Origin of the sequence: Xanthomonas sp. SI (assembly GCF_014236855.1) — a bacterium.
Lineage (GTDB): Bacteria > Pseudomonadota > Gammaproteobacteria > Xanthomonadales > Xanthomonadaceae > Xanthomonas_A.
In genome coordinates this window covers 3,107,627-3,129,424 of record NZ_CP051261.1, presented here as the reverse complement: position 1 = coordinate 3,129,424, position 21,798 = coordinate 3,107,627, and the positions used below count along the sequence as shown (strand labels likewise).

The window sequence follows — 21,798 nt, the reverse complement described above, 5'->3', positions numbered from 1 at the left end:
GTCCAGTGCAGACCCTGGCGCAGCAGCAGGTGGGCGGGAACGAGGCAACCAGCGCTTTCTGGTGCGCGCAGGCGCTGTTGCCGGAAGGCTGGGCGCGCTACGTGCGGATCGAGGTCCGCGGCGGGCGCATCGCCGCGCTGCAGTCCGGCGTGGCCGCGGCGTCCGGCGACCAGACGCTGGCGATCGCGGTGCCCGGGCTGGGCAACCTGCACAGCCACGCCTTCCAGCGCGGCATGGCCGGGCTGACCGAAGTCGGCGGCCGCAGCGGCGACAGTTTCTGGAGCTGGCGCGAGCTGATGTACCGCTTCCTGCAGCGGCTGGACCCGGACAGCATGCAGGCCATCGCCGAACAGGCCTACGTGGAGATGCTCGAGGCCGGCTTCACCCGCGTCGGCGAATTCCATTACCTGCACCACGCCGCCGATGGCCGGCCGTATGCCGACCGCGCGGAGATGGCGCAGCGCCTGGCTGCCGCCGCCGATACCAGCGGCATCGGCCTGACCCTGCTGCCGGTGTTCTATGCGCACGCCGACTTCGGCGGCGCCGCGCCGAATCCGGCGCAGCAGCGGCTGATCCACGACCTGGACGGCTACGCCGAACTGCTCGACGGCAGCCGCCGCGCATTGCGCGGCCTCGACGATGCGGTACTTGGCATCGCCCCGCACAGCCTGCGCGCGGTGACCCCGGACGAACTGGTCGCGCTGCTGCCGCTGTGCGACGGGCCGGTGCACATCCACATCGCCGAGCAGACCCGCGAGGTCGAGGCCTGCCTGGCCTGGAGCGGGCAGCGGCCGGTGCAGTGGCTGCTCGCGCATGCGCCGGTGGATGCGCGCTGGTGCCTGGTGCATGCCACCCACGTCGATGCCGACGAAGTGGGGGCCATCGCCGCCAGCGGCGCGGTGGTCGGCCTGTGCCCGATCACCGAGGCCAATTTGGGCGACGGGCTGTTCCCGATGCGCGCATTCGTCGATGCCGGCGGGCGTTTCGGCGTCGGCTCCGATTCCAACGTGCTGATCGACGCGGCCGAGGAGTTGCGCCTGCTCGAATACGGCCAGCGCCTGCAGCTGCGCGGGCGCAACGTGCTTGCCGGCGACGCCGCGCAATCCAGCGGCCGCTTCCTGTTCCAGTCTGCGGCGCAGGGCGCGGCGCAGGCGCTGGGCGTGACGCAGGGCCTGCAGGTGGGCGCGCCGGCCGATCTGGTCGAACTGGATCCGGCGCATCCGGCACTGTGCGCGCGCAACGGCGACGCCTTGCTCGATAGCTGGATCTTCGCCGCACGGCGCGGCGCGGTGCGTTCGGTCTGGCGCAACGGCCGCGCGCTGGTGCGCGATGGCCGCCATCATCGCCGCGATGCGGTCGCCGCGGCCTATACGCGAGCGCTGACCGCGCTGCTGGAAGCATGATCCGCCATCGTCTGCGGCACGCTGCCGCGCGGCAGCGCCGATGAGCCAGTCCCCGCGCGCGGCGACGCTCAACCACCGTATCCGCAGCGATATCGAAGGCCGCATCCGCAGCGGCGAATGGCCGCCGGGCCATCGCATTCCGTTCGAGCACGAGCTGATGGCGCAGTACGCCTGCTCGCGGATGACGGTCAACAAGGTGCTGGCGATGCTGGCCGACGCCGGCATGATCGAGCGCCGCCGCCGCGCCGGTTCGTTCGTGGCGCGGCCGCATCCGCACATGGAGCAGGTGGCGCTGGAGATCCCCGACATTCCGGTCGAGGTCGCCGCGCGCGGCCATGCCTATCGCTTCGAACTGCTGGAACGGAGCCAGCGTGCGCCGCGCGCCGAACTGCCGCAGGAGGCCGAGGTCGCCGCCGCCGGCACGCTGCTGTCGCTGCACTGCCTGCATTTCGCCGACGGGCGCCCGTTCGCGTTGGAGGAGCGGGTGATCAATCCGGTGGCGGTACCGGAAGCGCTGCAGATGGATTTCGCGGTCGTCGTGCCCGGCAGCTGGCTGCTGCAGCACGTGCCGTGGACCCGCGCCGAGCATCGCATCAGCGCGGTCGGCGCCAACCCCGCGCAGGCGGCGCGGCTGCAGGTGGCGGCCGGCACCGCCTGCCTGCTGATCGACCGCCAGACCTGGCGCGGCGAACAGGCCGTCACCTTCGTGCGCCAGGTGTTCCTCGGCGACACCTACGACCTGGTCGCGCGCTTCTCGCCAGGCGCGCGTTGAGCGCCACGCGGCAGGCGAAAACCGCCGTGTCGCGGGCCGCCGATGCTGCGTTGCCGCACGCTGCGCGCAGCCGCCGTACCCCTGCGTGCGTTTGTCCTGCCTGCCGCACTCTGGCAAGTTAGCGGCCAGGGACGGGGCGAGGGGCCGCGGCCGCAGCACGAGGAATGGTTCGGCATGACGTATTTCGTTACGGGCGCCACCGGTTTCATTGGCCGTTATCTGATGGCCAACCTGATGCGGCGCAAAGGCCTCATCCACGTCCTGGTGCGCAAGGAGTCGCAACGCAAGTTCGATGCGCTGGTGCGCGAGCAGGGCTGGGACGCCAAGCGCCTGGTCGTGTTGCACGGCGACGTCGGCGCCGACTGTTGCGGCCTGGACGAGGCGCAACGCAAGGCGCTGCACGGCAAGGTCAAGCACTTCTTCCATCTTGCCGCGCTGTACGACCTCACCGCCAAGGCCGAGGCGCAGCGCGTGGCCAATCTCGATGGCACCCGCAACGCGCTGGAGCTGGCGGCGCAGATCGGCGCCGGCATCTTCCACCACACCAGCTCGATCGCGGTGGCCGGGCTGTACCCGGGCATCTTCCGCGAGGACATGTTCGAAGAGGCCGAAGGCCTGGACGATCCCTACCTGCGCACCAAGCACGATGCCGAGGCGCTGGTGCGCGCGGAAACCCGGATCAAGTGGCGCATCTATCGCCCCGGCATGGTGGTCGGCGATTCGCGTACCGGCGCGATCGACAAGATCGATGGGCCGTACTACTTCTTCCCGCTGATCAAGAAGCTGCGCCAGCTGCTGCCGCCATGGGCGCCGATGCTGGGCATCGAGGGCGGACGCATCAACCTGGTGCCGGTGGATTTCGTCGCCGATGCGATGGACCATATCGCGCACAAGCCCAAGCTCGACGGCCACACCTTCCACCTCACCGATCCGGAACCGCTGCGCGTGGGCGAGGTGCTCAACGTGTTCTGCCGCGCCGGCCATGCGCCGGAGATGACCTTGCGGGTGGACGCGCGGATGTTCGCGTTCGTGCCGGCGGGCATCCGTGCCGCGGTCGGCGGGCTGCCGCCGATCCGCCGCTTCACCGGCATGCTGCTGCGCGATTTCCGCATCCCGCGCGAGGTGCTGAAGTTCATCACCTATCCCACGCGCTTCGACAGCCGCGAGACCGAGCGCGCGCTGAAGGGCAGCGGCATCGCCGTGCCGCGGCTGGAAGACTACGCCTGGCGCCTGTGGGACCACTGGGAACGGCACCTGGATCCGGACCTGTTCGTGGACCGCACGCTGAAGGGCAAGGTGCGCGGCAAGGTGGTGCTGATCACCGGCGGCTCCTCGGGCATTGGCCTGGCCACCGCGCAGCGCGTGGCCGAAGCCGGCGCCACCACCATCATCGTCGCCCGCGGCGAGCAGGAGCTGTTCGCCGCGCGCGATGCGATGAACGCCAAGGGCGGCAAGGTGTTCGCCTATACCGCCGACCTGTCCGACTTGGCCGGCTGCGATGCGCTGCTCAAGACCGTGCTCGACGCGCATGGCCACGTCGACGTGCTGATCAACAACGCCGGCCGCTCGATCCGCCGCTCGATCGAACTCAGCTACGACCGCTTCCACGATTTCGAGCGCACCATGCAGCTGAACTACTTCGGCAGCCTGCGCCTGATCATGGGTGTGCTGCCGGGCATGACCGGGCGGCGCAAGGGCCACATCATTAACGTCAGCTCGATCGGCGTGCTGGCCAATTCGCCGCGCTTCTCCGCCTACGTGGCCTCCAAGGCGGCGCTGGACGCATGGAGCCGCTGCGCGCAGGGCGAGCTGTCCGGCAAGGGCATCAGCTTCACCACGGTCAACATGCCGCTGGTGAAGACGCCGATGATCGCGCCGACCAAGATGTACGACAGCGTGCCGACGCTGAGCGTGGAGGAAGCCGCCGACCTGATGGTCAAGGCGATCATCGAGCGCCCGAGCCGGGTGGCGACGCGGCTGGGCATCTTCGCCGCGCTGGTCAACGCGGTGGCGCCGAAGGCCTACGAGGTGGTGATGAACACCGCCTTCGAACTGTTCCCGGATTCGGCCGCGGCCAAGGGCGACCGCAAGGCGCTACGCGAGGCCAAGCCCAGCCAGGAGCAGATCGCGTTCGCGGCGTTGATGCGTGGAGTCCATTGGTGATGAGCCGGGATTGGGGATTTGGGATTCGGGATTCGTAAAAGCGGATTTGCCGCGCCGGATGCAAACAGCGGGACGATGGACTCGCAGCTGCCAACGCTCTTGCGAATCCCCAATCCCGAATCCCTAATCCCGGCTCAAAACGTCCTACATTGCCGCCAGCGCACCGGCTCGTCGTGGTCGGGGCGCGGGTTGAGCTGGATGCGCACGGTGCGCAGCGAGGGATAGCGCTCCACTTCCTTGCAGATCCGTGGCCAGACCTGCGCATCGTCGCCGCTGCGGTCGATCACCAGCGTCAGCTGGGTCTGCCAGATGCCGCGGATCACGCCGGGCGTCTTGGCCAGGGCCTTGGACACCGACTGGCGATAGTCGGCTTCGGTGGCGGCGTCGGGCGCTGCGCTGGCCGGTTCGGCCTCGGCCACAGGCACGGTTGCCGGCGCTGTCGCGGCGGCGGGTGGGGTGTTCAGCGCGGGCGGCGCTGCTGCCGGCTTGGGTTGAGCGGGGACGGGGAGCGCCGCGACGGATGTCGCGTCGTTGCTGCGCTGCTGCAGCGCCAGCCCGCCCAGTCCCACCAGCAGGCCCAGGGTCACGGCGGCCAATGCTGCGATCGCGGTATGCCGCTGTGCGCGCCGGCGGCTGGCACCGATCACACCGTCTTCCAATTCGCTGGGCAGGTAGCGCTTGAGCATCGGCCAGATGCGGCGGCCGTCGAGGATCTCCACCGACTGCTTGTCGGCCGCGGCGATGCCATCGCGCTGCACCTTGCCCTCGGTGACCAGGATGCCGCCCTGCGCGCCCATCAGCCGTGCCGCTGCGCCCAGTTCGTTGACCGCGGCCGAGCCGATCCGGTAGGCGCGGCCGTGCTTGCACGACAACAGCCAGCGCGCGTCGCCGCGGGTCATCACGAAATCGCTTTGCGGTTCCTGGGAAACGTCCTCGTCGGCGACCACGTCGTGCAGGTCGCGTTGCTCGCGCATCGCGCGCCGCACCATGCGCGAGAAATCGCGCCAATGCAGTCCGGCCAGGGCATGCAGCCCGGCGGTGGTCTCGTTCTCGCGGCGCCGGACCACCCACAGGTAGAGCGTGGCAGCGAGCCATGCTCCAACTGCCAAGACCGTTGCCGCTATCCAGGAAAACATGCTCGCACCCGCGTAACGCTATTCGATGACGCCAGTTTATCGCCAGCGTGTCACAGCGCCGGCAAGGCGACAGCGGGGAACGGCGGACAGGAGAAGACCCGCCAGTCCGAAGCCGAGAGGGGAGGGGAGCAAACGGTCTTCAGATGGACTGGCGGGTCCGTCCCGATTGTCGGAAAAAATCTGCTGCTTTGCAACAAAGTGTCATTCAGCTGCTGCCGGCGCCGCTGCGCGCTTGCGGCTGGCGCGTTTCGGCGCGGGCGTGGCGCTGGCCACCACCGGACCGGCACGGCGCCGGGCCGGCGCTGCCTGCTTGGCCGGGCGGGATTTGGGCGCGGCGGTCTTTGCCGCCTTCTTGGCTGCTGGTGCCTTGGCCGGCGCCTGGCGTGCGCGGCGGCCGCTGCCCAGGTTACGCAGTTCGGCATTCAAAGCGTCTACGCGATCGACCAGGGTGCCGAGGTCTTCGCGGCTGGGCACTTCCAGTCTGCGCAACGCGCGCTGCACCCGGTCCTCGAACACTTTCTCAAGCCGGTCCCAGGTATCGGCGGCGCGTTCGCGCGCCTGGCCGACCCGGTTCTCCACCACGTCGCGCACCGCCTCGACGCCGCCGCCGGCCAACTTGCGCGTGCTCTGCTCCAGGGTCAGGCCTTCCTTGACCAGGGTTTCGAACAGCTTGCCGCCTTCGGCCTGGGCGCGGCCGAACGCGCCGACCCCGGCCAGCCACACCTGCTGCGCGGATTCGCCCAGGCGCTTGGACAGCTTTTCCGCCTGCGCCTGCAGGCCCTCGTCGGCGGCGGCAGTCTTCTTCTTGCGTGCGGATTTTTTCAGGGTGGCCATGACGGTGCGGTTCCTTCGGCGGTTGGGTGGCTGGATTCGAGACTCACGGCGTTGGTTAGAGTAATCACACCAGCGTCGGCGTCTCAGTCGGCGGAAAGCGGCGGCGCGCGCCGCGTGCGGCGGGTGGCGCGGCGCCGGGCGATGACCTGGTCGACGTCGTCGAGCGCGCGGCGCAGGCGTGCGGTGGCTTCGGTGGTGCGCCCCGGCTGCACGTCCACGCCGTCGATGAAGGTGCGCTTGCGATCGTTGAGGATCTGGTGACGCAGGGCGATGCCATGCGCGGCCAGCATCGGCTCCAGCACTTCGGCGTTGCGGCGCAGGTCGGCCAGGGTGTTGCGATAGGCCATTTGGCAGACGCGGTGGCGCGCGGCATAGCTGAACAGATTGGTGAAGAACAGTTCGCTGTTGTCGGCGTTGGGCTCGAACACCAACTGGTCCACCCGCGGGTATTGCCGCGCGTACTTCTCCAGCCCGACCTGCATGCGCGACTGCAGCAGGGTGCGGAAGGTCTGCGACAGCACCGCCGGCAGGCCGCCGCTGAGCAGCCGCGCACGGTCGATCTGGCCGTTGCGGCGCGGTGCGTGGGTGGCGTCGTACGGCACCAGCGGGTTGATCCCGATCATCAGGTCGATGCCGCGCTCCAGCAGGGTGGAGGCGTGCATCGTGCGCCGCAGCGCGCCGTCGACGTAGTGGCGGCCGTCGATCTCCACCGGCGGATACAGTCCCGGCAGCGCCGCGCTGGCCTGCACCGCCAGCGAGATCGGCACCTGGTCCATGCCCGGTTCGCCGAAACGCACGGTGCGGCCGCTGTCCAGGTCCACCGCGACCACGAACAGGTCGGTGTCCAGCGCGCGGAAATCGTTGCTGCGGCCGCGCCGGCTGAACACGTCCTGCATGAAACGCTCGACCCCGGCGTTGTCGAACAGGCCGCTGGGCACCAGCCCGCCGAAGCGGGTGATCAGGTCCGACCAGCGGGTCTTGCGCGGCTCGGTCAGCAGGTCGTGCCACCAGCCGTAGGCGAGCTTGGGCAGGGTCGCGGCGCGGCGCAGGTATTCGTAGACGTTGGGGCGCAGGAAATCCTCGGGCCGGAAGTGCGCATCGTCGCTGTTGCCGGTGACGAAGATCCGGCAGATCTCCGCGCTGCTGATGCGGTTGGCCAGGCCGGCGGTCAGGAACGCGCCGGAACTGACGCCGACGTAGCAATCCAGCCGGGTCAGGTCGAGCCCATCCAGGGCCTCGTCCAGCGCGCGCAGAGCGCCGAGTCCGTACATGCCGCCGATCGGGCCGCCGCCGGCGATGGCCAGGCCGATACGGCCGTGGGAACGGGGGCGTGGCGAGGCGCTGTGGAGGGAAAGCATGCGCGGTCCGCGAAGGGCGTTGGCCGGAGTGTAGCCGAGCGGCATGATGCTTGCGGTCACGCCCGGCGACCAGCATCATCGGCGCCCATGGCGCGCAGCAATCCCGTCCTGGAACGACTCGGCCGCCGACTGGCGTGGCATCAGGCCGTGCACGATCCGGCGCACGAGCCGCGCAATGCGCTGCGCTGGCTGCAGGAACTGCGGCGCTGGCAGACGCAGCGGCTGGAGCGCAGCTTCGAGCACTTCCTGGAGGACCCGCAGCGGCGCCCGGCGGCGATGTTCTTCCTGACCGACGTCTATGGCGACCGCGATTTCAGCCGGCGCGATGCCGACATCGTCAAGGTGCTGCCGATGATGCAGCGGCTGATGCCGGCCACGCTGCTGGACACGGTCGCCGACGGCATCGAGCTGGGCGTGCTGACCCATGCGCTGGACCTGCGCATGGCCGAGGCGCTGCAGGCGCTGGCGCCGCGCCGCAAGCGCCTGGACGACGAGCTGTACGCCGAGGCTTATCGGCACACCGGCCTGCGCCGCCTGCGCCTGCATCAGATCGACCTGATCGCCAGCGTCGGCCTGGGCCTGGCCGCCGCGGTGCACACCCCGGGCGTACGCATGCTGCTGCGCTTCGCCCGCGGCCCGGCCAAGGCGGCGGGGCTGTCGGAGCTGCAGGGGTTCCTGGAACGCGGTTTCGACGCGTTCTCCAAACTCGGCGATGCCGAAGGTTTCATCGGCGACATCGAGACCACCGAGCGCGAAGTCTCGCGGCGCCTGTTCGCCGGACACCCGCAGCCGTTCGCCTTCGACTGAGCGGGCCGCGGCTGTTCCTTCTCCCGCCGGGAGAAGGTGGCGCGCAGCGCACCCAAACTCTGCGAGACGCTTTCGCGCCGTACCCTCACCCCAACCCCTCTCCCGGTGGGAGAGGGGCTATGGCTGTTCCCTTCTCCCGTCGGGAGAAGGTGCCCCGCAGGGGCGGATGAGGGTACGGGCGCGGCCTCGCGCACCCAACTCCACGAGTCGCTGCGCGCCGTACCCTCACCCAAACCCTTCTCCCGAGGGGAGAGGGGTTATTGCTGCTCAGGCCAGCTTTTCCGCCAGTACGCGGCGGATCTCGCTTTCCACCGTGCCCTTCAGTGCCGACAGCAGGAAGCCCAGTTCGGCGGTGACGTGCACCTGCTTGGGCAGCAGTTCGATGCGCCCGTCCACGCCGGAGCGCGAGAACAGCAGCGCATCGCCGTCCCAGCGCGATTCCAGGTCGAAACGTTCGGACAGTTTCTTGGCGGCGTCTTCGATCGCCTTGCGCGCCTGTGCGGGGGTCTTGCCGTGGTCGTGGCGGATGTCGATGCTGGACATGCTGGCTCCTGTGCGGGCGTGCGGCCCGCGGAAAAGATCAGGCATTGTGCGTATGCGCGGAGTGTTGTCCAGCCGCGGCGCGCTTCTTCAAGCGCGGGCAACCTGCTAGGCTCCCCGCCGTGCCCGACCTGCAAGTCCATTTCAGCAACCGCCAGCAACCCGACCGGCCCCTGCGCGCGGGCGTGCACCGCATCGTGCGGCAGGCGTCCGGGCATGTGCGCGTGGTCGAGGATACCCAGGGCGCCTTGCTGCTGGCGCAGTTCTGCCTGGACCGGCGCGGGCTGTGGCTGCAGGTGGCCAACGGCGCCCGCGGCATCCACGTGAACGGGCGTCCGGTGCGGCGCATGGCGCTGCTGCGCGCCGGCGATGCGGTCTATGCCGACGGTGTGGAAATGCTGGTGCTGGGCGTGTGCGAGCCGCTGCAGCGCCTGCCAGATGTGGCGGAAGGCGAGGGCGACGATCCGCGGCTGGTGCTGCGCGGCGTCGGCGGCCAGCACCATGGCCGCAGCTACACCCTGGACCGGGTGCGCAGCATCGGCCGCCTGCGCGACTGCGACATCTGCATCGACGACCCCGCCTTCGCCGAACGCCACGCGCGGCTGGAGCGGCATGGCGAACGCGTGCTGCTGCGCGGGCTCGGCGATGCGCAGACCCAGGTCAACGGCCATGCGGTACGCGATTGCTGGCTGCAGCCTGGCGACCAGCTGGTGTTCGACACGCAGCACCGCTTCGTGCTGGAAGTGCCGCAGGCCGCGCCCGGCGAGCCGCTGAAGCACGATCCGGCCAGCGTCCCGCTCGCCGCCGCAGCGGAGCCCGCACCGCGCCCGGCCACCGCGCTGCGCTGGCCGTGGCTGCTGCTCAGCGCCTTGCTGCTGGCGGCCGCGCTCAGCGGGCTGCTGTGGTTCGGCGCGCGCTGAGCGCCCGCCAGCCGCGCCAGCCCAGCAGCAACGCCAGGATCGCCGCGTACAGCAGCGGTTCGCGGATGTCCGATTTCACCAGCCACCAGAAGTGCAGCACCGCCAGCACGCCGATCGCGTAGATCGCCTTGTGCAGCTTGCCCCAGTTGCGCTTGAGCCGGCGCATCCAGCCCTGGGTGGAGGTGACCGCCAGCGGGATCAGCAGCAGCCAGGCGATGAAGCCGACGGTGATGTAGGGACGTTTGACGATGTCCTCGAAGATCTGCGTCCAGTAGCCGCGCAGATCCAGGCCCAGGTACATGCCCAGGTGCACGCAGGCGTAGAAGAACGCGTACAGCCCGAGCATGCGCCGGAACCGCAGCAGCACCGATTGCCCGCTCAGCTGCCGCAGCGGGGTGATCGCCAGCGTCAGCAACAGCAGGCGCAACGCCCACAGCCCGGTGCGGTGCTCGATCTCGGCCACCGGATCGGCGCCGAGCGCATCGCTGCCGCTCTGCCACACCTGCCAGAACTGCCAACCCAGATAGGCCAACGGCGCCAGCGCGAGCGCATGCACCAGCGTCTTGACCGCGATCAACGAAGCGGATGTCTTAGCCATGCGGTCTCGGTAGGTTAGCAGCGGCGAGGCAGATCGGACGCGAGTTCGAAGGCCGCACAGCAGCCGTGCGCTCCCAATCCCGAATCCCGAATCTCCAATCCCGGCTCAATACCATTTCTTCAGATCCATCCCCGCATACATCCCCGCGACCTGCTCGGCATAGCCGTTGAACGGGCGGGTCGGGATGCGTTCGGCGAACAGCTTGCTGGCCTTGCCGGCGATGCGGCGTTCGGTCTTCTGGCTCCAGCGCGGATGGTCCACCGCCGGATTGACGTTGGAGAAGAAGCCGTACTCGGAGGCCTGCAGCTCGTGCCAGGCGGTTTCCGGCATGCGCTCGACGAAGCGGATCTCGACGATCGACTTGATGCTCTTGAAGCCGTATTTCCACGGCACCACCAGCCGCAGCGGCGCGCCGTTCTGCTGCGGCAGCGGCTTGCCGTACAGGCCGGTGGCGAGCAAGGTCAACGGGTTCATCGCCTCGTCGATGCGCAGGCCTTCCTTGTACGGCCAGTCGATCGAGCGGTAGCGGATGCCGGGCATCTGCTGCGGATCGGCCAGCGTGGTGAAGGCGACGTACTTGGCCTTGGAGGTCGGTGCGAAGCGCTTGAGCACCGCGGCCAGCGGTACCCCCAGCCACGGGATCACCATCGACCAGCCTTCGACGCAGCGCAGTCGGTAGATGCGTTCCTCCGGCGTGTTGCCCTTGAGCAGGTCGTCCAGCGCCAGCGTGCCGGGCTTATCGCATTCGCCGGACACCTTCACCGACCATGGCGCGGTGCGCAGGGTCTTGGCCGCCTTCGATGGATCGGTCTTGTCGGTGCCGAATTCGTAGAAGTTGTTGTAGCTGGTCACGTCCTCGTAGCGGGTCAGTTCTTCGCTGGTGCGAAAACCGCTGCGCGCCTGTTCCGGCGTCACCACGGTCTTCGGCGGGGCCGGCGGCTCGGCCTCGGCGCAGCCGACCAGGCCCATCGCCGGCGCCAGCGCCAGGGCCTGCAGCAGGCGCCGCCGGTCGCGGTAGACCGCCTCGTCGGTGATCTCGCGGCTGGGAATGTTGAGTGCATCGCGCAATGACATGGCTGACTCCTGGGGGGCGGGCGACCGCTGGCGGCTTCTTGGCAAAGACTACGCTTGCGCCGGGCCAATGGATGCAAATGCAACCTAAATTGCCCGGGCCGCAAGCTGGTGCGCTGCGGCATACTAGGCGTCTTGTCCGATAGGTGCCCCATGACACGCGCGTTCAATTTCAGTGCCGGCCCCGCTGCATTGCCGGAATCGGTCCTGCGCCAGGCGCAGGCGGAGATGTTGGAGTGGAACGGCGTGGGCGCCTCGATCGTGGAGTTGAGCCACCGCGGCGCCGAGTTCATGGCGGTGGCGGCCGAGGCCGAAGCCGACCTGCGGCGCCTGATCGGCATCTCCGACGACTACGCGGTGCTGTTCCTGTCCGGCGGCGCCACCACCCAGCAGGCGCTGCTGGCGCTGAATTTCGCCGCGCCCGGGCAGACCGTGGACTACGTGGTGACCGGGCACTGGGGCAAGACCGCGATCAAGCAGGTCGCCCCGTACGCCAACGTGCATGTCGCCGCCAGCAGCGAGGCCGGCGGCTTCCATGACATCCCGCCGCGCGCGAGCTGGCAGCTCAGCGCCGATGCCGCCTACGTGCACATCACCGCCAACGAGACCATCCACGGCGTGGAGTTCCGCGACGCGCCGGACGTGGGCGCGGTGCCGCTGTTCGCCGACTTCAGTTCCAGCATCGCCGCCGAGCCGATCGACGTGTCCAAGTACGCGGTGATCTACGCCGGCGCGCAGAAGAACCTGGGGCCGGTCGGGGTGGCGGTGGTCATCATCCGCAAGGACCTGCTGCAGCGCAGCGGCCAGCCGCGCGCCGACATCTTCGACTACCGCTCGCACGCCGCGCGCGATTCCATGCTCAACACGCCGCCGACCTGGAACTGGTACCTGGCCGGGCTGGTGTTCAAGTGGATGCTGGCCGAGGGCGGGGTGGAAGAGTTCGCGCGCCGCAACCAGGCCAAGTCGGCACTGGTGTACGCGGCGATCGACGGCTCCGGCGGCTTCTATCGCAACGCCGTGGTGGCAGATGCGCGCTCGCGGATGAACATCCCGTTCTTCCTGCCGGACGAGACCCTCACCGCGCGCTTCGTCGCCGAATCCAAGGCCGCCGGATTGCTGGCGCTGAAGGGCCACAAGGCGGTCGGCGGCATCCGCGCCTCGCTGTACAACGCGATGCCGGTGGCCGGCGCGCAGGCGCTGGTCGCCTTCATGCGCGACTTCCAGCAACGCAACGGCTGAGTCATCCCCACTGTAGGAGCAGCTTCAGCCGCGACCGGATCGCCCGCAGCACTCCGGAACATCGAGGAACCACGATCCATGGCCGCAAAGCCGAACAAATCCCGAACCGCAGACGCCGAATCGAGCAAGCCGGTCAAGACCAAGCCGGCCGAGCCGAAATCGACCGCCATCGCCAAGCCCGCGGCCGCGGCGCCGGCGCTGGCCGACGTGCGCGCCAAGATCGACCAGATCGACCGCACCATCCAGGCGCTGATCGCCGAGCGCGCGCAGTTCGCGCATCAGGTCGGCAAGGCCAAGGGCAAGCTCGCCGCGGCGGTGGACTACTACCGCCCCGAGCGCGAGGCACAGGTGCTGCGCATGGTGGTGGACCGCAACCAGGGCCCGCTCAGCGACGAAGTGCTGGTGCACGTGTTTCGCGAGATCATGTCTGCCTGCCTGGCGCAGCAGGAGCCGCTGAAGATCGGCTATCTCGGCCCGGAAGGCACCTTCAGCCAGCAGGCGGTGCTCAAGCATTTCGGCCGCTCGGCGGTGGGCCTGCCGATGGCGACGATCGAGGAAGTGTTCCAGGAAGTGGAGAGCGGCAACGCCGATTTCGGCGTGGTGCCGGTCGAGAATTCCGGGCAGGGTACGATCCAGGTCACGCTGGACATGTTCCTGACCTCGAACCTGAAGATCTGCGGCGAGACCGAGCTGCGCGTGCACCAGTATCTGCTGTCGCGCACCGGCCGGCTCGATGCGATCGAGCGCATCTATGCGCATCCGCAGTCGTTCGCGCAGACCGCTGGCTGGCTGCGCGCGCATCTGCCGAAGGTGGAAAAGATCCCGGTGTCGAGCAATGCGGAGGGCGCGCGGCGCGCGCGCAATGCGGAGGATGCGGCGGCGATCGGCGGGGAGAGTGCGGCGCATGTGTACGCGCTGAAGAAGGTGATCATGAAGTCGATCGAGGACGACGACGACAATACGACGCGCTTTCTGGTGATCGGCCGGCAGATCTTTCCGCCGTCGGGGCACGATCGCACGTCGGTGTTGGTGTTCATCCACGACAAGCCGGGTGCGCTGTTCGATGTGCTCAGTCCGTTCGCGCGGCATGGGATCAGCATGAACCGGATCGAGTCGCGGCCTTCGCATCAGGCGAAGTGGGAGTATGGGTTCTTCATCGATCTGGCCGGGCATGTGGAGGACGAGTCGATGAAGCAGGCGCTGGCGGAGTTGAAGGCGCATTCGGCGCAGATCAAGGTGTTGGGGTCTTATCCTGTGGCGGTGCCTTGATCGTTCTGATGCAGCTGGCGTAGCTGCAGAACCGAAGCAAGGGCAATAGCAAGAGCTTTCGCGCGTTGCGCGACTTACTTTTCTTTGTACGGCCAAAGAAAAGTAAGCAAAAGAAAGGCCGCCCCAGTCGGGTCGCCCCGCGCTGCGCGCGGGGTCCGCGAGCAACCTGGGATTTTTCGATGGCACATCCATGTGCCAGCGAAAAACGACGCGCATCCTGCGCGCCGCCCCTGCGGGGTTGTTCCCAGGCTGCTCGCCGACCCTCAATGGGGACCCCTGAAGAGCAAACGGCAACAGCTGCAGCAACGGCAACGTCAAAATCAACGGCAGTAGCAAGATCAACAGCGAGGCCCGCTTGCGGGTGACGACGGCAATCTCAGGAACGGTGATGAGCAACGAGCAGTACTGGATCGCGACGAAGGGCTCTGCTTTGCAGGGGACGTTGAATGTGCCGGGCGATAAGTCGGTCTCGCATCGGGCGGTGATGTTCGCGGCGCTGGCCGATGGGGTGTCGCATATCGATGGGTTCCTGGAGGGCGAGGACACGCGCTCGACCGCGGCGATCTTCGCCAGGCTCGGGGTCAGGATCGAGACGCCGTCGCCGTCGCAGCGGATCGTCCACGGGGTCGGCGTCGATGGCTTGCAGGCGCCGCAGGGCGAACTGGATTGCGGCAATGCCGGCACCGGGATGCGGCTGCTCGCCGGCTTACTGGCCGCGCAGCCGTTCGATAGTGTGCTGGTCGGCGACGCGTCGCTTTCGAAGCGGCCGATGCGCCGGGTGACCGAGCCGTTGGCGCTGATGGGCGCGCGCATCGATACCGATGCCAACGGCGTGCCGCCGCTGCGTATCCATGGCGGGCAGCCTTTGCATGGCATCGAGTTCGTCTCTCCCGTAGCCAGCGCCCAGGTCAAGTCGGCGGTGCTGTTGGCCGGGCTGTATGCCGATGGCGTCACTTCGGTGCAGGAACCGCATCCGACCCGCGACTACACCGAGCGCATGCTGTCCGCGTTCGGCGTGGAGATCGCGTTCGAACCCGGCCACGCGCGCCTGCGCGGCGGCCAGCGGCTGCGCGCCACCGACATCGCGGTGCCGGCCGATTTCTCCTCGGCAGCGTTCTTCATCGTCGCCGCCAGCATCGTTCCCGGTTCGGACATCACCCTGCGCGCGGTCGGCCTCAATCCGCGCCGCACCGGCCTGCTCGCGGCGCTGCGGCTGATGGGCGCGGACATCGTCGAGCACAATCACAGCGAACATGGCGGCGAGCCGGTGGCCGACTTGCGCGTGCGCTACGCGCCGCTGCGCGGGGCACAGATTCCCGAAGCGGTGGTGCCGGACATGATCGACGAGTTCCCGGCGCTGTTCGTCGCCGCGGCCGCCGCGCAGGGCCAGACCTTGGTCACCGGCGCGGCCGAGCTGCGGGTCAAGGAATCCGACCGCTTGGCCGCGATGGCCACCGGCCTGCGTAGCCTGGGCATCGTGGTGGACGAGACGCCCGACGGCGCCACGATCCATGGCGGTCCGCTGGGTGGCGGGGTGATCGAAAGCCATGGCGACCATCGCATCGCGATGGCGTTCGCCATTGCCGGCCAGCTGGCCGATGGCGAGGTGCGGATCAACGATGTGGCCAACGTGGCGACCTCGTTCCCGGGCTTCGACACGCTGGCGCGCAATGCCGGATTCGGGTTGGTCGCTAGCGAGTGAAAAATGGCCGCGGCCTGCAGAGCGCAGGCCGCGGCGCGTAAATCTCACGGAATCGATTGCCAGGCGAATGGCGAAACTAGTGAGTGCGCGGCTACGGAGCGCGCGGCGGATCGTTGGCGGGCGTCGCCGGGGCCGGGGTATTGGCGGGGACCTGGTCTGCGCGATCGCGGCTCAGCCACCAGCCGCCGGCCGTCAGTACCAGCGCGACCACAATGATCCATGCCCAAGGTGAGCCGCGATGGGCATGCGAACGTACCCCGGCATCGGTTTCCCGCGAGCGCGAGTACAACTCCTGGGTATCGTGCGGTCTCGACATAGTCGTGCTCCTGCGTCTTGAGGACGCGACCAGTCTTGCCTCGATCCTGTTCAGGATGTGTCAGCCACCTGTGAACGCGCGGCGCGCGCCACAAGCTTGGTTCAGCTTACTGAGTCGGCTTGAAATCGAACGGAATCTCGAGGCTGCCGGCGACCGCCTGACCCTTCTGCTGCGCCGGGCGGAAGCGCCAACGGCGCACGGCTTCCATCGCCGCGCGATCCAGTTCGCGCGAACCGCTGCGCTTGACCAGGGCTACGCCACCGGGGGTGCCGCTGGCGTCCACCTCTACCCGCACCACCACCGTACCGCTGTCGCCACGGCGCAAGGCCGCCGACGGATAGCGCGGCGGCGGTTGCCCTTCCAGCGGCACCGGACGATCGCCCGGCGCCAGCGCGGTGCCGTTCGTCCCCGCAGCAGCGCCTTCGGTGCCGCCCGGCACCGGCGCCATCGCATCGGCGGGAGGCGGGGCAGGCGGCGCGGTCTCGACCAGTTTCGGCGCATCTTCCGCTGCCGGCGGCTTGGCCTGCGGCATGTCGCTGGCGCCGCTGCCGGCGGGCAGGGGTTCGGGCAGCGGCTTGATCTCCGCCGCATCCTGCTGCACCTGCGCCGGCTGCGGCTTGTAGAAGTCGTTGTCCTTGCGCCCGACCAGCCATACCGCCAGGAACAGCAGCAACCCTGCGCAGAAGGCGATGCCGACGATCACGAGGAGGCGGCGCGGCACGCGCAGCACGATGCCGGTGTTGGAGGACGGAGGCGACGTGGACATGGGACTCACCGTAGGGAACCGCTGGATTCTGGCATAGCCGCGGTTAATCGGGTGCGCAGCGGGGCGCGGCCTCCTTAGTTTCGGCAAAAGCGCGGCCGACAGGCGATAATGCGCGGCTCCGATCCATCCACGTGCCGCGCCCATGCTCGATCCCGTCCTGCTCCGCCAACAGCCCGCCGACCTCGCCGAGCGCCTGCGCACCAGCCGCGGCTATGCGCTGGACGTGGCCGTCCTGGAAGCCCTGGAGGCCGACCGCAAGCGCATCCAGGTGCGGACCCAGGAACTGCAGAGCCTGCGCAACAGCCGTTCCAAGGCGATCGGCCAGGCCAAGGCCAAGGGCGAGGACGTGGCCGCACTGATGGCCGAAGTCGCCGGATTCGGCGACGAACTGAAGGCCTCCGAACAGCGCCTGGACGAGATCCGCGCGCAGTTGGACACGCTGGCGCTGGAGATTCCCAACCTGCCGCAGGCCGACGTGCCGGCCGGCAAGGACGAGGCCGACAACGTCGAGGTACAGCGCTGGGGCACGCCGCGCACCTTCGATTTCGAAGTCAAGGATCATGTGGAACTGGGCGCGCGCCACGCCTGGCTGGACGGCGAGACCGCGGCCAAGCTGTCGGGCGCGCGTTTCACTGTGCTGCGCGGACCGATCGCGCGCCTGCACCGCGCGCTGGCGCAGTTCATGCTCGACCTGCATACCGGTCCGCACGAATACCAGGAAACCAACGTGCCGGTGATCGTCAACGCCGACAGCCTGTACGGCACCGGCCAGTTGCCCAAGTTCGAAGAGGACATGTTCGCCACCCAGTTAGGCGAGCAGAAGCGCTACCTGATCTCCACCTCGGAAATCTCGCTGACCAACCTGGTCCGCGACGAGATCGTCGAGGCCGAACGCCTGCCGCTGCGCATGACCGCGCACTCGCTGTGCTTCCGCTCCGAGGCCGGCAGCGGCGGCCGCGACACCCGCGGCATGATCCGCCAGCACCAGTTCGAGAAGGTGGAACTGGTCAGCATCTGTCGCCCCGAGGACAGCGCCGCCGAGCACGAGCGCATGACCCGCTGCGCCGAGGTGGTGCTGGAGACGCTGGGGCTGCCGTACCGCAAGGTGCTGCTGTGCACCGGCGACATGGGCTTCGCCGCGACCAAGACCTACGACCTGGAAGTCTGGCTACCGTCGCAGCAGACCTACCGCGAGATTTCCTCGTGCTCCAACTGCGGCGACTTCCAGGCGCGGCGCATGCAGGCGCGCTGGCGCAATCCCGCCACCGGCAAGCCGGAACTGCTGCACACGCTCAACGGCTCCGGCACCGCGGTCGGCCGCGCGATGATCGCGGTGATGGAGAACTACCAGAACGCTGACGGCTCGATCGACGTGCCCGACGCGCTGCGTCCGTACATGGGCGGTATCGACCGCATCGGTTGAGCCGCAGGCCCTGCGCACGCTGCGCAGCGGCCGGTCTTGCAGCAAAGTATCCGGCGGTATCTGTGGGAGCGACTTCAGTCGCGACGGGCATTACCGAGAAAGCCTGTCGCGGCTGAAGTCGCTCCCACAGTCGTTGCCAGTTGACGAAAACCGCTTCGGCTCGGCATCCCGTGCTCGGCCGCTGCGCCGATGCCGTGGCTGCGCATTAGCTCATCCCCAGGCTAGATTTCCATCCGACCTGCCATCTCCGGCACTTCGATCGTCTGCGTCCGGGGCCAGGCGCGTTCGATCGTATCGGCGCACCGGCAACCAAGACGCCGTTGCCGCTCCATGCTTGAATCGCTGCGAACGGACCTAGCAGCCAAAGAACAGGCCGGGGCAGGGCACTCACGCGATCGCGCTGTCGCGAAGCGGGAGGCCGCTGCGTCGTTGCTGCCGGAACGGGCCCACGGCTGCGCCTGCGAACGTGCCATGCCAGTCCGGTCCGATTGCACAGCCTTGATCGTTGTGGGAGTAGAATGACCCCAACGCGATTTCATCCATCGTTCTAAATATCGAAAGAACATGCACGATCTCAACGACCTGTACTACTTCGCGATGGTGGTCGATCACGGCGGTTTCGCCGCCGCCGAGCGCGCCCTGGGCATTCCCAAGTCGCGCCTGAGCCGCCGCATCAGCCAACTGGAAACCGATCTGGGCGTGCGCCTGCTGCAGCGCTCCACACGCCGCTTCGCGGTCACCGACCTGGGCATGAGCGTGCATCGCCACGCGCAGACGATGCTGGCCGAGGCGCAGGCCGCGCGCGAGGTGGTGGACCGGCTCAGCGCCGAGCCACGCGGCCTGGTGCGGGTCAGCGTGCCGGTGTCGCTGGCGCAGATGCAGCTGCCCAAGCTGCTGCCGATGTTCCTCGACCAATACCCGAAAGTGCGCCTGCAGCTGAACATCAGCAACCGCCGCGTGGACATCATCAACGAAGGCTACGATGTCGCGCTGCGCGTGCGCTCGCGCCTGGACGACGACGGCAGCCTGGTGATGCGCAGCTTCGGCCAGGTGCAGGAACTGCTGGTCGCCAGTCCCAAGTACCTTGACCGCGCCGGCCGTCCGAAGGATCCGGAAGAACTGGCTTCGCACGTGACCTTGAGCATCAGCGAGGACGAGGCAAGGCAGCGCTGGGAACTGCACGGACCGGCCGGCGAAGTGCGCCGCGTCGACCTGCAGCCACGCGTGGCCGGCTTCGACTTCCCGCTGTTGCAGTCGATGGTCAAGGACGGCTTCGGCATCACCCTGCTGCCGGAAACGGTCTGCGCCGACGCCGTGCGCAACGGCGAACTGGAAGTGGTGCTGCCGGAATGGTCGCTGCCGCAGGGCATCTGCCACGCCGTGTTCGCCTCGCGCCGCGGCCTGCTGCCGGCGGTACGCGTGTTCATCGACTTCCTCGCCGAGCACCTGCCGCGCCAGATCGAGGCCTCGCGCCTGGACTGCAGCGGCTGCCCGGAACGGATCAAGGTCAAGCATTCGACCCTGGGCGCGATGGCGGTCGAGGCCGGCTGAGCAAAACCGGCGCGGCCGTGCGAAAATGCGCGGCCGCACGCTGGCGCAGCATCGCGATGTCTTTGGCGATGCGGCCGCCAACGTTGCACGATGATGTTGCGGCTGAAAGAGCAGGGCACGGGCACTATCCTGCATGCGTTCGTCCAGCGTGACGCAGTCTGGTTGCAATCGGAGAGATGGCCGAGCGGTTTAAGGCACCGGTCTTGAAAACCGGCGAAGGGTCAAACCTTCCGTGGGTTCGAATCCCACTCTCTCCGCCAATAATAATCTATAAGTAATTGATTTATAAAGAAAAACGGCCAGATTAATCTGGCCGTTTCCGTGTCTGTTTCCGTGTTTTATTGGACGGGTGTTACGGAGTCCACCCACGCTTCAACCTCGGCGCGCCGCCAGCTGACCCGCCCGCCTCGCCGCACAGGCAGGGGGAAGCGCCCAGCCGCCATTGCGCGGTAGAGCGCGCCGACGGACAGGCCGGTACGCTGGATGACCTCAGGCAGCTTCACGGGCGGTGACCTGAGCTTGGCACAGGGCGAGACGCGGCTCGCCAGCTGTGATGTTGCGGACCTGACGCTCGGTAATGTCGTGCATCCATGCCACCCAGCGAGCGCTTAGCGTGGAGTTGCGCCAGTAGTCACGGACGCTGGCATCACGTACCCGGTTTACAAGGGCAGCGCACGCCCCAAAGCGCAGTTCGCTGCCACCCAGGGCATGAACCAGCGCGCGTGCTGATTCTTCGCCGACAATGCTCGACAGGCGGTCGAAATTTCGCCCGCGCGGCGAAGCAGGTATGTACACGCGTCCGTGGCGGCCGTTGCGCTTGCCATCCGCGCAACGGTCCCTGCTATGGAAAACCTCGCCAGCAAGCAGCAGCGCCAGGTGGCGGCCGATCACGGTCGCTACCTCCCGGACTGATTGCGGAAGAAGAAATTCCGATGCCGGCTCAATCATGCCGAGCCGTCCACGGCGAGCGAAAACGTCACCGTGGTGACGCCGACCGAACCGGAAGATACCCGCTTGATTCGGATCGTGATCGACGTGACCGAGTCGCGCGAACCGGCACTACTGCCATACGGGCCGAGCGCCGCAGTGATTGCACGTGCGGTTGTCAGCGCCTGGTATGCAGATGCTTCGTTCGTGATGGTCGCTGCTGTGCCTGAAGCGGCTGTGGCTTCGAACTGAATCTGAAAGTCGCTTGCGCTACTCCCAGATGGAAGCCACGATCCTGTAGTGACGGCGCCGTTGCCGCCGTGGCTGCGCACCGGGGTCACCGCGAAGGTGCCATCCGGATTTGCGCGGAAAGTGATTGCGCAGCTGCCTGTTGCCAGGTTCGGAACTGTCTCGCCAATTGAGAAGTTCTGCCCGTTGATCGGCAGCGATCCGACACCCGCGCCCTTCGGTAACCATAGGTTTGACACGTCAGACCCGTTGTAGCGGTAGCCGACATCGGGGCGCTTTGCGCTGCTGCCGAGCGCCGCGTACCGAAGCGGAACGCCCCCGGATCGCGCGCTAGGGACGGCGGTGCCACTAGTCCCGGCTTCGAACAGGTCGTCGAAGTCCACTCCACCGCTGCGATATCCGGAGGCCATTAGCGAACCTCCCTCAACGCGGCAAGAGACAGTTGACCGATGCTCACGGTTCCAGGCTTCCGCCGAACGCGCAGTTTCGCCTGTGCGGCAGATGGTTTCCGGGGAGCTGGCTGGGATAAGCCAAGCGCCTTGCGCACAGGACCGGTGACCGCTTCCGCCAATCGGGCCAGTTCATCGACAAGCGCACCAGCAGCTTTAGCTGTGATATCGGGATTCGCCTTTCGGACGCGGAGTAGCGCACGGTTTGGCGAGAACGTCCAAGCCTTCCGGCCGATGCCGATCACGACAGCACGGACCTTACCGCGTGGTTGTAGCTGGGCTACGACGATGTAGTTCACCGGGCA

At 68.0% G+C, this 21,798-nt stretch carries 19 protein-coding genes and 1 tRNA gene; 11 read left to right on the top strand and 9 right to left on the bottom strand.

All coding sequences use genetic code 11. The features are described 5' to 3' along the window. The first annotated feature begins 5 nt into the window (after window positions 1-5). The 3 genes from HEP75_RS13055 to HEP75_RS13045 all read left to right on the top strand — a co-directional run bounded on the left by HEP75_RS13055 (window position 6) and on the right by HEP75_RS13045 (window position 4,338). Window positions 6-1,403, top strand: a complete 1,398-nt coding sequence (locus HEP75_RS13055; RefSeq protein WP_185823815.1) for a formimidoylglutamate deiminase — start codon at window positions 6-8, stop codon at window positions 1,401-1,403. 40 nt (window positions 1,404-1,443) lie between these two features. After that, window positions 1,444-2,175: a histidine utilization repressor gene (gene hutC / locus HEP75_RS13050; protein WP_185823814.1), complete on the top strand. Its 732-nt coding sequence runs from the start codon at window positions 1,444-1,446 to the stop codon at window positions 2,173-2,175. 174 nt (window positions 2,176-2,349) lie between these two features. After that, window positions 2,350-4,338 (top strand): SDR family oxidoreductase, encoded by a 1,989-nt coding sequence (locus HEP75_RS13045; RefSeq protein WP_185823813.1) that lies wholly within the window; start codon window positions 2,350-2,352, stop codon window positions 4,336-4,338. A gap of 134 nt (window positions 4,339-4,472) precedes the next feature. On the opposite strand, the gene HEP75_RS13040 is transcribed toward HEP75_RS13045, so the two are convergent. The 3 genes from HEP75_RS13040 to HEP75_RS13030 form a co-directional block, all read right to left on the bottom strand. Then, complete coding sequence (locus HEP75_RS13040) at window positions 4,473-5,474, bottom strand: restriction endonuclease (RefSeq protein WP_185823812.1); 1,002 nt, start codon at window positions 5,472-5,474, stop codon at window positions 4,473-4,475. Window positions 5,475-5,675: 201 nt separating this feature from the next. Next, complete coding sequence (locus tag HEP75_RS13035) at window positions 5,676-6,308, bottom strand: phasin family protein (RefSeq protein WP_185823811.1); 633 nt, start codon at window positions 6,306-6,308, stop codon at window positions 5,676-5,678. Between the two features lie 83 nt (window positions 6,309-6,391). Then, on the bottom strand, window positions 6,392-7,666 hold the full coding sequence (locus HEP75_RS13030) for a patatin-like phospholipase family protein (RefSeq protein ID WP_185823069.1): 1,275 nt from the start codon (window positions 7,664-7,666) through the stop codon (window positions 6,392-6,394). A gap of 87 nt (window positions 7,667-7,753) precedes the next feature. Here HEP75_RS13030 and HEP75_RS13025 point away from each other — a divergent pair, with 87 nt between their 5' ends. After that, complete coding sequence (locus HEP75_RS13025) at window positions 7,754-8,473, top strand: hypothetical protein (RefSeq protein ID WP_185816265.1); 720 nt, start codon at window positions 7,754-7,756, stop codon at window positions 8,471-8,473. A 267-nt stretch (window positions 8,474-8,740) separates the two neighbouring features. Here the strand turns inward: HEP75_RS13025 and HEP75_RS13020 are convergent, their stop codons facing one another. Beyond that, window positions 8,741-9,016 carry a polyhydroxyalkanoic acid system family protein gene (locus HEP75_RS13020; RefSeq protein WP_185816266.1) on the bottom strand — a complete coding sequence of 92 codons (276 nt, stop codon included), beginning with the start codon at window positions 9,014-9,016 and terminating at the stop codon, window positions 8,741-8,743. 119 nt (window positions 9,017-9,135) lie between these two features. Here HEP75_RS13020 and HEP75_RS13015 point away from each other — a divergent pair, with 119 nt between their 5' ends. Then, window positions 9,136-9,933, top strand: coding sequence for an FHA domain-containing protein (locus tag HEP75_RS13015; RefSeq protein ID WP_185823810.1), 798 nt, complete (start codon window positions 9,136-9,138; stop codon window positions 9,931-9,933). Here HEP75_RS13015 and msrQ read toward each other — a convergent pair. Further along, entirely contained in the window at window positions 9,902-10,531 is a 630-nt protein-coding gene (gene msrQ, locus HEP75_RS13010; protein WP_185823809.1) for a protein-methionine-sulfoxide reductase heme-binding subunit MsrQ, read from the bottom strand. The two genes, HEP75_RS13015 and msrQ, sit on opposite strands and share 32 nt — an antisense overlap. Window positions 10,532-10,636: 105 nt before the next feature. Beyond that, window positions 10,637-11,605: a protein-methionine-sulfoxide reductase catalytic subunit MsrP gene (msrP, locus tag HEP75_RS13005; RefSeq protein WP_185816269.1), complete on the bottom strand. Its 969-nt coding sequence runs from the start codon at window positions 11,603-11,605 to the stop codon at window positions 10,637-10,639. 150 nt (window positions 11,606-11,755) lie between these two features. Between msrP and serC the strand changes: the two genes are divergently transcribed. From serC to aroA, 3 genes are all read left to right on the top strand, one after another. Further along, window positions 11,756-12,841: a 3-phosphoserine/phosphohydroxythreonine transaminase gene (gene serC / locus HEP75_RS13000; protein ID WP_185823808.1), complete on the top strand. Its 1,086-nt coding sequence runs from the start codon at window positions 11,756-11,758 to the stop codon at window positions 12,839-12,841. Window positions 12,842-12,919: 78 nt separating this feature from the next. Next, window positions 12,920-14,110: a prephenate dehydratase gene (gene pheA, locus HEP75_RS12995; protein WP_185823807.1), complete on the top strand. Its 1,191-nt coding sequence runs from the start codon at window positions 12,920-12,922 to the stop codon at window positions 14,108-14,110. Window positions 14,111-14,498: 388 nt separating this feature from the next. Further along, window positions 14,499-15,812: a 3-phosphoshikimate 1-carboxyvinyltransferase gene (gene aroA, locus HEP75_RS12990; RefSeq protein ID WP_185823806.1), complete on the top strand. Its 1,314-nt coding sequence runs from the start codon at window positions 14,499-14,501 to the stop codon at window positions 15,810-15,812. 422 nt (window positions 15,813-16,234) lie between these two features. On the opposite strand, the gene HEP75_RS12985 is transcribed toward aroA, so the two are convergent. Next, entirely contained in the window at window positions 16,235-16,894 is a 660-nt protein-coding gene (locus tag HEP75_RS12985) for an energy transducer TonB (protein ID WP_185823805.1), read from the bottom strand. Between the two features lie 142 nt (window positions 16,895-17,036). Here HEP75_RS12985 and serS point away from each other — a divergent pair, with 142 nt between their 5' ends. The 3 genes from serS to HEP75_RS12970 all read left to right on the top strand — a co-directional run bounded on the left by serS (window position 17,037) and on the right by HEP75_RS12970 (window position 20,128). After that, window positions 17,037-18,317 carry a serine--tRNA ligase gene (gene serS, locus HEP75_RS12980; RefSeq protein WP_185823804.1) on the top strand — a complete coding sequence of 427 codons (1,281 nt, stop codon included), beginning with the start codon at window positions 17,037-17,039 and terminating at the stop codon, window positions 18,315-18,317. Between the two features lie 564 nt (window positions 18,318-18,881). Continuing rightward, entirely contained in the window at window positions 18,882-19,868 is a 987-nt protein-coding gene (locus tag HEP75_RS12975; RefSeq protein WP_179564979.1) for a LysR family transcriptional regulator, read from the top strand. A gap of 170 nt (window positions 19,869-20,038) precedes the next feature. Next, window positions 20,039-20,128: transfer RNA gene (locus HEP75_RS12970), tRNA-Ser, on the top strand. A 229-nt stretch (window positions 20,129-20,357) separates the two neighbouring features. On the opposite strand, the gene HEP75_RS12960 is transcribed toward HEP75_RS12970, so the two are convergent. Next, complete coding sequence (locus tag HEP75_RS12960; RefSeq protein WP_185823803.1) at window positions 20,358-20,816, bottom strand: hypothetical protein; 459 nt, start codon at window positions 20,814-20,816, stop codon at window positions 20,358-20,360. Further along, the gene (locus tag HEP75_RS12955; RefSeq protein WP_185823802.1) at window positions 20,813-21,454 is read right to left on the bottom strand and encodes a hypothetical protein; all 642 of its coding nucleotides are present in this window, start codon (window positions 21,452-21,454) and stop codon (window positions 20,813-20,815) included. Before HEP75_RS12955 ends, HEP75_RS12960 begins: the two co-directional genes overlap by 4 nt. Window positions 21,455-21,798 lie beyond the last annotated feature (344 nt).